Here is an 11,534-nt window from a genome sequence, read left to right as displayed (position 1 = left end):
GCCGGCCCGCCGCGCCGCGCCGCCTTGGCCACGGCGGGCACGGGGGCGGCGGCGACGGCCGGGGCGAGCGGGGCGGGGGCGCCCGGGGAACCGGGGGCCGGGGAGGGGGCGTCAGCGGACATCAGGGCCTCACTCAGCTCGCTTCGGCGAAGGCGTCGTCCATCTTCTTGCGCGCCTCGCCCGCGGCCCCGTCGACGTCCTTACGGCCGCTGGCGACCTGCTGGAACATCGTGGGCAGGACGAGTCCGGCGTCGATGGCGGCCCAGCCGGGCGACGCGGGTACGAACTTCGCCACCTCCAGGGTCTTCACGAACGGCTCGACGGTGGGCTGGCGCTGGGCGACCTCCTTGCGGACGTCGGTGTAGGTGGGCAGGAAGCCCATCGCGTCGAACAGCGCGTTCTGGGTCTTCTTGCTGGTCAGCGACTCCATCAGGGAGAGCCCGAGGGTGCGGTGCGAACTGCTCTTGAGCAACCCGATGTTGTTCCCGCCCGCGAACGCCGGGGCGATCTCGCCGGCCTTCTTGCCGGGCAGCGGCACCACCGCGAACTTGTCCTTGACGTCGCTCTCCTTGATGGCCTGGTAGTTGAAGTCACCACCGATGGCCATGGCCGACTTCCCGGAAGCGAACGTCTGGACGGTGTCGTTGCCGCCCATCTCGGCGCACTTGCGGGCCGGGCAGTTGTCGTCGCCGAAGAGCGAGGTGTACGTCTTGATGCCGGCCTTGGCCTGCGGGCTGTCGATGGCCGAGCGGTACGAGCCGCCCTCCTCGGTGGCCAGTTCGCCGCCGTTGGACCAGATGAAGGGCATCGCGCCGTAGGTGTACGCGCCGCCGACCGCGAGCCCGTACAGGTCCGAGCGCTCGGAGCGGATCTTCTTGGCGGTGTTGATCAGTTCCTGCTGGGTGGTCGGCGGCTTGAGGCCGAGGTCCTTGAAGACGTCGGTGCGGTAGTAGAGCGCCCGGACGCCGACGAAGAACGGCGAACCGTAGGTCTTGCCGCCCACCGTCACCGACTCCTTGGCCGTCGGGTCGGTGTCCTTGCTCTGCGGCCAGCCGGCGAACTCCTTGGTGACGTCCGCGAGTCCACCGTCGCGCACGTAGCCGGCGGTGTCGGTGTTGCCGTACTCGATGAGGTCGGGGGCGCTCTTCGGGTCGTTGAAGGCGGCCTTGATCTTCTGCGCCCGGGTGTCGACCGGGATGTAGGTGACCTCGACGTCAGCGTCCTTGTTCTTGCTGCGGAAGTCGGCGATGGCCTGGTCGACGACCTTCTGCTTGGGCGCGTTGTTGACCTCCTGGAAGAGCCAGACGCGCAGCGTGCCGCTCTTGTCGTCCTTCTTCGCATCGTTGTCGGAGGTGGACGGCGCACAGGCGGTGGCGGTGAGGCCGGCCGCGACGAGCGCCGCCACCGGCGCGGCTATGCGAGCAAAGGCATTCATACGGAAACCCCCACGGAGTGGCGTTGCGCTATACGCAACGCCCGTTTCGCTTTGCACAATACGCAGGAGGTTAAGGGCCGTTGTCTGGCCGTACAAGAGGTCCCGACCAGTTCGTGACCGGCGGGGAGGAAAGGAGTCCGCCCGGACCCGGGCACCGGGCGGCACGGCGGCGCCCCGCCCGGGCACCGCCGTCCGAGGGCGGCGGCGAACAGCGCGAACGGACAGCCAGCCGCCGACCGCGGGCAGTGACCCCACGGCGGGCCCCGACACCCCGCGCCGGGCCACCGCCGGCGGTGCGGTCCGGCCACGCTTCGGCCACATCGGTCGCACTGCCGCAAACGTCAACACGCGCGCGGAAAGGGCCAGTTGAGCCGCCGAAGCCGCGGCACCGCGGGGCGCGCGGGCGCACCGGGCGGGGCGGCGGCGGACCTCGTTCCGGGGCAGGCGGTGCCGCAGCGGCGGCCGGTCAGGACCGGGTACGCGTGCGGACGAGGCAGCCGCCCGGCACGGCGCGACGCGGGGCGGGCGGGCCCGCGCGGTGCGGGCGCCGGCGGTCAACCGCGGTCAGTCGCGGGCGGGGTTCGGGCAGGAGACCGACGCGGGCGACGGCCCGGCGCGCGACCCGTTCGGAGGCCGGGACGATGTCGGGCATGGACCCGTACGTGGTGCTTGACGCGGGGCGCAGGGCGCGGGGTTCGGGGCGCCGGGTGCGGGACTACCCGGCGCGGGGTTGACGCGCCGCGGCGTCGGCTATTCGGGGAAGCGTTCGCCCGGGTAGGCGGGTTCGGGGAAGGGGACGGCCTCCAGGCGGGCGCCGGCCTCACCCAGTCTGGCCACCACCCGGTCCCAGTCCGGCCAGGCGGCGTGCATCCGGCGCAGCAGTCGGGGGCTGGCCACCAGGACGACGTCGCAGCCGGGATCATCGGCCCACTCCAGGAGCCGGTCCGTGGACGCCTGGAGCACGGAGAAGACGCTGCTGCCCACGGGCTGGTAGCCCCGCTCGGCGGCGAGCCTGCCGCACCGTTCCAACTGTGCGTCCCAGTCCTTGTCGAACTGGCTGAAGGCCGGGGTGCCCTCGTCGGACTCATCGACTTCCCGGGCCCCGAACACCAAGTACGCCGCCCGCTCCACGCGCCCGCTCATGGCAGCGACCTTACTGCGGCTGCCGCCCCGCACAACACCGCGCGCCCGGCCCGTACCCGTGGGGGGTGCGGGCCGGGCGCGCGTACGGCGTGCCGGCGGAAGTGGGGCGGCGGCGGGCGCTACTTCTTGCCGCCGTTGCCGCCCTTGCCGTCCTTGCCCTTGTCGCCGCCGGCGTCCATGCCCTCGAAGATCTCCTTGCACATGGGACAGACCGGGTACTTCTTCGGGTCCCGGCCGGGGACCCAGACCTTGCCGCAGAGCGCGACGACGGGCGCTCCGGAGAGCGCGCTCTCCATGATCTTGTCCTTCTGCACGTAGTGGGCGAAGCGCTCGTGGTCGCCGTCGCCGTTCGACACCTGCGGCGTCGGCTCAACGAGGGTGCCGGTACCTGCCCCGCGCTCGGGCTCGGGCTGAAGAGGAGTGCTCATGCAGCCCAAGGGTACTCACGCCTGGGGTGTGCCCGACGCGCCGCCGTCCACCGCACCGGGGCCACCGGCCTGCACACCCGACGCACACGCCGTACCAGTCCTATCCGCCGCACCGGACCCACCCGCCGTACCAGAGGCGTCCGCCGCGCCAGACCGGTCAAGCGCACTGGTCCCACCGATCCCGACGGTCCCACCGGCCGCAGGCCCATCGGCCGGCCGCCCCGTACGCCCCGTACGCGCCACCGCCAACTGGAGCAGCAGGCCGAGCCCCACCACCCCGGCCGCGCCCCACGGCAGTGCGGAGGCCGGTGCGCCCGCGGCGAGCGCGAGGCCGCCGAGTGCGGAGCCGACGGCGCTGCCGAGGTAGAGCGCCGAGTTGTTGAGCGCGAGCGCCACCGTGCCGCGCTCGGCCCGTACGGCGAGCAGTTGGTGCTGCTGCGGCACCTGGAGGGCCCAGCCGCCCGCGCCCCACACCACCAGCGCGAGGCCCAGCAGCAGCGGCACCGTGGCCAGCGGCGGCAGCAGCGCCTGCGCGCCGCCGATCGCCAGCAGCACCGCCACCACCAGGGCCCGCACCCGCCCCGTGCGGTCCACCAGCGGCCCGACCGCCACGCTGCCCAGCACGCCACCGATGCCCCAGGCCCACAGATACGGCGTGACCTGCGAGACGCCGCCGGCCGATGCGAGGACGGGGGCCAGGTAGGTGTACAGGCCGAGGCTGGCGACCGCGGCCAGGAAGGAGACGGCCACCACCGGCGCCACCGCCGGGTCGGCCAGCGCCCCGAGCCGCACCCGGGCCGGCACCGGCGGCTCGGCGGGCACCGCCGGCAACAGCGCGGCGAGCCCCGCGATGGCGACCAGTCCGAGCCCGGTGAGCAGGGCCATCGTGGCCCGCCAACCGGCCTGTTCGGCGAGGAGTACGCCGAGCGGCACGCCGAGTACGGTGCCGGTGCTCATGCCGCCCATGACCAGGGCGAGCGCCCGGCCGCGCCGCTCGGGCGGGACCAGCGCGGAGGCGGCTGCGGTGGACAGCGCGGAGTAGACGCCGGCACCGGCCCCGGCGACCACCCGGGAGGCGAGCAGCAGGCCGAGCGAGGGCGCGAGCGCGGTGAGCCCGTTGCCCAGCGTGAAAACGCCGAGCGCCACCAGGATCACCAGCCGGGGCCGCACCCCCGTCAGCACGCCGGCCACCAGCGGCGCGGACAGCGCGTAGGAGAGCGTGAAGACCGTGACCAACTGGCCGGCCAGCGACACGGACGTATCGAGGTCGTCGGCGACGACGGGCAACAGCCCCGCCATCACATAGGCGTCAAGCCCGAGGGCAAACGCCCCCAGCGCCAGCAGCAGGACCTTGCGCACGGTGTCTCTCCTCGTTCGGGTTGATCGGTGGGTGAGGCGCCGAAGCGTAGGCACTCTCCGAATAGCCCGGGAAATGCCCGCGGCCGAGGATTTATGCTGCGGAAGCATGAGTGCCGAAGCAGTGCGACGACCGGGGCCCGCGCCCCGCGCCGAGGCCGGTCCCACCGACCTGACCAGCGACGACACCCCTGCCCCGGCGCCGGGCCAGGCCCTCGTCGGCGGCCCGCAGGCGCCCGGGACCGCCGACGAGCCCGGCCGGCTCGACCCGCCGGGCCCACTTTCCGGACTCGCCTCGCTCGACTCGCCCAGCCCGCCCGAAGGGCCGGCCCCACGCGGCAGCCTCAACTCGCTCAACGCGCTCAACGCGCCCAGCTCGCTCGACTCGCTCGGCCCCCTCGATCCGCTCGGCGCGCTCGGGCTGCCCGCCGTGGAGTTGCGGCACCTGCGGGGGTTCGTGGCCGTGGCCGAGGAACGGAACTTCACGCACGCCGCACACCGGCTCGGCGTGGGCCAGCCCGCGCTCACCCGCACCGTGCGGGGCCTGGAGGAAGCCGTGGGCGCCACGCTCCTGGAGCGCAGCACGCGCCGGGTCGCGCTCACCGACGCCGGCCGCCGGCTCTACGCCGAACTCGCCGTGCTGCTCCCCCGACTCGGCGACGCGCTGCGCGCCCCGTGCCGGCACGCCACGCTGCGCCTCGGCTTCACCTCGCTCCTGCCGGTGGCCTGCGCCGCGTTGCACACCGCCTTCGAGTCCGCGACCGGCGCCCGCATCCGGCTGGTCCGCAGGGACGCGCCGCTGGCCGGCCTGGACACCGGCGACTGCGACGTGGCGGTGCTGCGCGGCGACGCCCCGCCGGACACGATCCGCAGCCGGGTGGTCGCGCACGAGGCGCGCGTGGCGGCGGTGGCGCGCAGCGCCGCGGGGGCGGCCGGTGCCCTCGCGCGCCGCCGGGTCCTGGACTGGCACGAACTGGCCGGCCTGCCGCTGGTGGTCAACACCGTCACCGGCACCACCCGCCCCGAGCTGTGGCCCGCGGCCCACCGCCCCGTACTGGCCTGCACCAGCGGCAACTTCGACGAATGGCTGGAGGCGGTGGCCGCGGGCCACGGCATCGGGGTGGCCCCGGAGTCGGTGGCCCAGCGCCACACCCACCCCGGCATCCGCTTCGTACGGCTGAAGAACGCACCGCCGGTGGCCGTACGCCTGGCCGTCCCGGCCCGCGGCGCCCACCCCCTAGCGGCCCAGTACTACGCGCTGACCAGCGCCAACTGGCCCGCCGCCGCTGGCCACTGCGCCACCGACCGCTAGCAGGGCGAAGCGTCGCCTAGTTGAGCGAAGGGTCGTCCGGGTACGTGGCGACCATCGCCAGTTCGCTGCGTTGGCGCCGCAGCACCGAGCGCCACAACTGCTCGGGGTCGGGCGAGGAGACGTCGCCGGGCTCGGACTCCACCACGTACCAGGCGCCCTCGGCCAGCTCCTCTTCCAGTTGGCCCGGGCCCCAGCCCGCGTACCCGGCGAAGATCCGCAGCGAGCCGACGGCCGGCGCCAGCAGTTCGGGTGGCGCCTCCAGGTCGACCAGGCCGATCGCGCCGTGCACCCGGCGCCAGCCGATCGGGTCGCCGGTGCTCACCCGCGCGCGCGAGGGCGCGGCGGTCCCGCCGCCGGTGGGCGGCGGGGCGGTGCCGGTCACCCGCCGGCCGCCGGCCCCCGGCTCGCCCGGCACCACCGCCACGCCGAGCGCCGAATCGAGCGAGACCGGCCCGCCCTGGAAGATCACCCCCGGCTCGCCGGCCAGCGCGGCCCACGCTTCGAGGATGTCGCCGACGCCGACCGGGGTGGGCCGGTTCAGGACGACACCGAGCGACCCCTCCTCGTCGTGGTCGAGCAGGAGCACCACCGCACGGTCGAAGTTCGGGTCCGCCAGCGCCGGTGTGGCGACGAGCAGCCGTCCTGTGAGCGAGGACACCTCCGTCATGCGCACATGATCCCGCACATCGGGCCGGGACGGGGGGTGGAAAGCAAGTCCCGGCGCAGAGCAGGCGGGGCGTACGACAGCAGCGACGGCGCACATCACACCACGTAAGGAAGGGAATACGGGCCGTGGTGGCGCGGCGCCCGGCCGGTGGCCGAGAGCCGATCGGCCTTACGGAACGGCTCGCGTTGGCCATTACTCTTTCCTTTTGCCCCCCTTGCCCATCACGGCCCATCCCAGGAACGCGAGACTTATGACCGGCACCGACGATGTACTCCTTGTCCACGGCGGCACCCCGCTGGAGGGCGAGATCCGGGCCCGGGGCGCGAAGAACCTCGTGCCCAAGGCCATGGTCGCCGCACTGCTCGGCAGCGGTCCCAGCCGGCTGCGCAACGTCCCCGACATCCGGGACGTGCGGGTCGTACGCGGGCTGCTCCAGCTCCACGGGGTGACGGTCCGCCCCGGGGAAGAGGCGGGCGAGCTGGTGTTGGACCCGTCACACGTGGAGAGCGCCAACGTCGCGGACATCGACGCGCACGCCGGTTCCTCGCGCATCCCGATCCTGTTCTGCGGCCCGCTGCTGCACCGGCTCGGCCACGCGTTCATCCCCGGCCTGGGCGGCTGTGACATCGGCGGCCGGCCGATCGACTTCCACTTCGAGGTGCTGCGCCAGTTCGGCGCGACGATCGAGAAGCGGGCCGACGGCCAGTACCTGGAGGCGCCGCAGCGGCTGCGCGGCTGCAAGATCCGGCTGCCCTACCCCTCGGTGGGCTCGACCGAGCAGGTGCTGCTGACCGCCGTGCTGGCGGAGGGCGTCACCGAACTGTCCAACGCGGCCGTCGAGCCGGAGATCGAGGACCTCATCTGCGTCTTGCAGAAGATGGGCGCGATCATCTCCATGGACACCGACCGCACCATCCGCATCACCGGCGTGGACAAGCTCGGCGGCTACAACCACCGCGCCCTGCCGGACCGCCTTGAGGCCGCGTCCTGGGCCAGCGCCGCGCTCGCCACCGAGGGCAACATCTACGTACGGGGCGCGCAGCAGCGCTCCATGATGACCTTCCTCAACACCTACCGTAAGGTCGGCGGCGCCTTCGAGATCGACGACGAGGGCATCCGCTTCTGGCACCCCGGCGGCCCGCTCAACGCCATCGCGCTGGAGACCGACGTCCACCCCGGGTTCCAGACCGACTGGCAGCAGCCGCTGGTCGTCGCGCTGACCCAGGCATCGGGCCTGTCGATCGTGCACGAGACGGTGTACGAGTCGCGGCTCGGCTTCACCTCGGCGCTGAACCAGATGGGCGCCCACATCCAGCTCTACCGCGAGTGCCTGGGCGGCTCCGCCTGCCGCTTCGGCCAGCGCAACTTCCTGCACTCCGCGGTCGTCTCCGGGCCCACCAAGCTCCAGGGCGCCGACCTGGTCATCCCGGACCTGCGCGGCGGCTTCTCGTACCTGATCGCCGCCCTCGCGGCCCAGGGCACCTCGCGCGTGCACGGCATCGACCTGATCAACCGCGGCTACGAGAACTTCATGAGCAAGCTCGGCGACCTCGGCGCCAAGGTGGAGCGCCCGGGCGCCACCGCCCACTGACGCCCCGCCGCGCGGGCGCCCGTACGGCCTCCGTACGCCCCGGCGCGGCCCGCGCCCACCCGCGCACCCAGCGACGGCCCCCACAGCCAACACGGCTGCGGGGGCCGATGCGCGTGTCGGGGCGGCGCTACGGGCCAGGGACGGCGCGCGCACCCGCAGCCCGTGCGCATCAGACCCCCGCGCGCATCAGGGCCGAGGCGCCGCCGGGGCCACGCGCCGCGGGGCCACCCACCAAGCACGCCCCCCGGCCCCCGCCGCGCCGCCGCGCCGCTCCCGGCCGTCACGTGACCGCCACCCGGGCGCCGGGCGCAGATCACCCGCACGAAGTGATCATGGCCGTAAACCGCCGCTGATGACGGCCGCCAGCGAATGATTCCAGCCAGCCTCCCGGTCAGCCGGGGCCGGCCCCGAGCCCAGGGCCCGACGGGACGCCACCGGGCCCCGCGCCGGCCCGCCCGACAGGCAGAGGGCCAGCCAACCAGACAGCCAGCCCCCGCATCGAAACCCGCAGGCGGCCCACCCCGGCGGAGCCGGCCCGCACCGCCGCTCCCCCACCACTCCCACCACCGCCCCCGCCCGGGCGCCGCACGACCGATCCGCACTGGCCCAGCCGTGCGGCGCGGAACGCCGCCCTTCGCTGGGCCGGCCGCACGGCCCTGTCAGCCCCGCCCGGACCCGGGCCGGCCCTGGTAGCCGCGCGCGGGCCCCGCAGCCCGCCCAGCACCCCGTACAGCCGCTTCTGCTCCGCCCCACGGTCGCCCGCAGGCCGCTGGAAGCACACCTTCCGCCATCATTCGCCCGTACGGGGGTGGGCAGCGGGTGGGCCGACGGGGCGGATGCGGCGCGGGAAGTGGCCCAGGTCACTGCGGACCGGGCGGCGGGACGGGCCGGACAGCCCGGGGCGCCGAGGAATACCCAGAACCGGGACGTACGGGCGTACGAAGCGGGGCCAGCCACCACGAAGCGGAACCGGCGCCACGAAGCGGGGCCAAGCAGCACGAAGGGGCGGCCACCCGGTGTGGGTGGCCGCCCCTGTCGTGTGTGGGACTCAGCCCTTGGCGGCTTCCTTCAGCTTGGAGCCCGCGGAAACCTTCACGCTGTAGCCGGCGGGGATCTGGATGGGGTCGCCGGTCTGCGGGTTACGCGCGGTCCGAGCGGCACGGTGGGTCCGCTCGAAGGTCAGAAAGCCGGGGATGGTGACCTTCTCATCGCCCTTGGCAACGACCTCTCCGACGGTCTCGGCGAGGGCGGCCAGCACGGCGTCGGCGTCCTTACGCGTCACCTCGGCGCGGTCGGCCAGCGCGGCCACCAGCTCACTGCGGTTCATGTTGTACTCCCGTGTTCTTCTTGCCAATGAGGCGTGAGATCGAAGCCGATGCTGCCAGGGCCCTCGGACAGTCCCCGGACCCGGGTCCGATCTTTCGATCTTTCCGCGCCCGTGGGGGTTCCCCCTGGACGGAGTCCTCGGGGGAGCATCCTGCCCGCACCTATGGCGCGAAAGCCAATCCGGCACCCTGAGGAGTCACACGAAAAGCGCCACTGCCTCATTGTGATGACGCTCCGTCCGCTCCTGGCAGCACACCGCAGGGTTCGCTTCGCGTCTTGCTCAGGGGCTGCGGCCGTTTTGCTGCCCGCCACCCTACGGCCGGCCGGGCGACCCCCGGCACCGCGACGCGCCGTGCCTAGACCGCCGTGGTGCCGGTCACAGCCTTGGCGGCGTCCCGTACGGCACCGGCCACGGCGCCGGCGACCTTGTCGTTGAAGACGGACGGGATGATGTAGTTCGCGTTCAGCTCGTCGTCCAGGACCACGTCGGCCAGCGCCCGCGCCGCCGCCAGCATCATCCGGGTGTTCACGGTGCGTGACTGCGCGTCGAGCAGACCACGGAAGACGCCGGGGAAGACCAGCACGTTGTTGATCTGGTTCGGGAAGTCGCTGCGGCCGGTCGCGACGACCGCCGCGGTCTGCCTGGCCACCGCCGGGTCCACCTCGGGGTCCGGGTTGGCCAGCGCGAAGACGATCGCACCGGTGGCCATCGCGGCCACGTCCGCGCCGTCGAGCACGTTGGGCGCGCTGACCCCGATGAACACGTCGGCCCCGACCACGGCCTCCTTGAGGGTGCCGGTGACGTTCTCCGGGTTGGTGTTGTCAGCGATCCAGCGCAGCGGCGAGTCCGGGTCGGCGTCCACCAGGTCCTGCCGGCCGGAGTGGACCACGCCGTGGATGTCGGCGACCACCGCGTGCTGCACGCCGGCGGCGATCAGCAGCTTGAGGATCGCCGTGCCGGCCGCGCCCGCGCCGGACATCACGACCCGCACCTCCTCGGTCTTCTTGCCCACCACGCGCAGCGCGTTGGTCAGCGCGGCGAGCACCACGATGGCGGTGCCGTGCTGGTCGTCGTGGAAGACCGGGATGTCCAGGGCCTCCCGCAGCCGGGCCTCGATCTCGAAGCAGCGGGGCGCGGAGATGTCCTCCAGGTTGATGCCGGCGAAGCCCGGCGCGATGGCCTTGACGATCTCCACGATGGCGTCGGTGTCCTGGGTGTCCAGGCACAGCGGCCACGCGTCGATCCCGGCGAACCGCTTGAACAGCGCGGCCTTGCCCTCCATCACCGGCAGCGCGGCCTTGGGCCCGATGTTGCCGAGCCCGAGCACGGCGGAGCCGTCGGTGACCACGGCGACGCTGTTGCGCTTGATGGTCAACCGCCGTGCGTCCTCGGGGTTTTCGGCGATCGCCTGGCACACCCGGGCGACGCCGGGCGTGTAGATCATCGACAGGTCGTCACGGTTGCGGATCGGGTGCTTGGCCGACATCTCGATCTTGCCGCCGAGGTGCATGAGGAACGTACGGTCGGAGACCTTGCCCAGCGCCACGCCCTCGATGCCGCGCAGCTTCTCGACGATCTCGTCGGCGTGCGCCGTGGAAGTGGCGGCGATGGTGACGTCGATCCGCAGCTTCTCGTGGCCCGAGGCGGTGACGTCCAGGCCGGTGACCGACCCGCCGGAGGATTCCACGGCGGTGGTGAGCTGACTGACCGCGGTCCCGCTCGCGGGGACCTCCAGCCGGACCGTCATCGAGTACGAGACGCTAGGCGCCGTTGCCATGGCCGACTTCCTCTGCTTTCCCTTGTTCCTTTGGAGCGCGGCCCACGCCCGGGCGTGTCCCGCCCCCCGATGCTCCCACCTACCAGCCGGTACCCGGTAACCACCCCGCCCCTGCGACCGGCCGCCCGCACCCCGAGGTGTACGGCCCGCGACACGTCGGCCACCTGCGCGGAAGCACCTCGCCGCAACCTGGTGAACGCGCCCGTCGGGGCGGGATTGGCATCTCGCCTGAGTTTGTTAGCCTGGGTGGTGACGCCGGCCCGATCCAAGCCCCCGGGCCCAACCTTCGTCGCTACGAGCGACCACTTGCCGCGAGGCGAGCATGGCGGGTCGGTGTCGCTAACGTCCGACGGGCGCCCCACTCCAGGTGGGGCGCCCGTCGTCGTAGCGGGGCCGTGCGCAGGCGGTCGGGCCCGTACGCGGTCCGGCCCGCGCATGGCCCGTACGGTCCCGGGCCCGTCAGGCCGTGAAGCCGCACGGGCGCCAACCCGCGCGGCC

General features: G+C 73.4%; 9 protein-coding genes. 2 read left to right on the top strand and 7 right to left on the bottom strand.

Annotated elements, in window-relative coordinates; genetic code table 11:
• Positions 1-133: 133 nt before the first annotated feature.
• The 4 genes from ACMA1D_RS28070 to ACMA1D_RS28055 form a co-directional block, all read right to left on the bottom strand.
• Positions 134-1,435 (bottom strand): extracellular solute-binding protein, encoded by a 1,302-nt coding sequence (locus ACMA1D_RS28070; RefSeq protein WP_414726790.1) that lies wholly within the window; start codon positions 1,433-1,435, stop codon positions 134-136.
• A gap of 750 nt (positions 1,436-2,185) precedes the next feature.
• Positions 2,186-2,578 carry a hypothetical protein gene (locus tag ACMA1D_RS28065; protein ID WP_414726789.1) on the bottom strand — a complete coding sequence of 131 codons (393 nt, stop codon included), beginning with the start codon at positions 2,576-2,578 and terminating at the stop codon, positions 2,186-2,188.
• 119 nt (positions 2,579-2,697) lie between these two features.
• Positions 2,698-3,006 carry a DUF3039 domain-containing protein gene (locus ACMA1D_RS28060; RefSeq protein WP_414726788.1) on the bottom strand — a complete coding sequence of 103 codons (309 nt, stop codon included), beginning with the start codon at positions 3,004-3,006 and terminating at the stop codon, positions 2,698-2,700.
• Positions 3,007-3,021: 15 nt separating this feature from the next.
• Positions 3,022-4,365, bottom strand: coding sequence for an MFS transporter (locus ACMA1D_RS28055; protein WP_414726787.1), 1,344 nt, complete (start codon positions 4,363-4,365; stop codon positions 3,022-3,024).
• Between the two features lie 106 nt (positions 4,366-4,471).
• Between ACMA1D_RS28055 and ACMA1D_RS28050 the strand changes: the two genes are divergently transcribed.
• Positions 4,472-5,674 carry a LysR family transcriptional regulator gene (locus tag ACMA1D_RS28050; RefSeq protein WP_414726786.1) on the top strand — a complete coding sequence of 401 codons (1,203 nt, stop codon included), beginning with the start codon at positions 4,472-4,474 and terminating at the stop codon, positions 5,672-5,674.
• 16 nt (positions 5,675-5,690) lie between these two features.
• Here the strand turns inward: ACMA1D_RS28050 and ACMA1D_RS28045 are convergent, their stop codons facing one another.
• Positions 5,691-6,341: a YqgE/AlgH family protein gene (locus ACMA1D_RS28045; RefSeq protein WP_414726785.1), complete on the bottom strand. Its 651-nt coding sequence runs from the start codon at positions 6,339-6,341 to the stop codon at positions 5,691-5,693.
• 250 nt (positions 6,342-6,591) lie between these two features.
• On the opposite strand from ACMA1D_RS28045, the gene murA reads away from it, so the two are divergent.
• Positions 6,592-7,932: a UDP-N-acetylglucosamine 1-carboxyvinyltransferase gene (gene murA, locus ACMA1D_RS28040; protein WP_414726784.1), complete on the top strand. Its 1,341-nt coding sequence runs from the start codon at positions 6,592-6,594 to the stop codon at positions 7,930-7,932.
• 1,048 nt (positions 7,933-8,980) lie between these two features.
• Here murA and ACMA1D_RS28035 read toward each other — a convergent pair.
• Together ACMA1D_RS28035 and ACMA1D_RS28030 are read right to left on the bottom strand one after the other, a co-directional pair.
• The gene (locus tag ACMA1D_RS28035; protein WP_176161898.1) at positions 8,981-9,259 is read right to left on the bottom strand and encodes an HU family DNA-binding protein; all 279 of its coding nucleotides are present in this window, start codon (positions 9,257-9,259) and stop codon (positions 8,981-8,983) included.
• A gap of 355 nt (positions 9,260-9,614) precedes the next feature.
• Positions 9,615-11,036 (bottom strand): NAD-dependent malic enzyme, encoded by a 1,422-nt coding sequence (locus ACMA1D_RS28030; RefSeq protein WP_414726783.1) that lies wholly within the window; start codon positions 11,034-11,036, stop codon positions 9,615-9,617.
• Positions 11,037-11,534: the final 498 nt, after the last annotated feature.

Origin of the sequence: Streptomyces sp. 796.1 (genome assembly GCF_047525675.1) — a bacterium.
Classification (GTDB): Bacteria; Actinomycetota; Actinomycetes; order Streptomycetales; family Streptomycetaceae; genus Streptomyces.
This window is presented reverse-complemented; position numbering and strand designations above follow the sequence as displayed.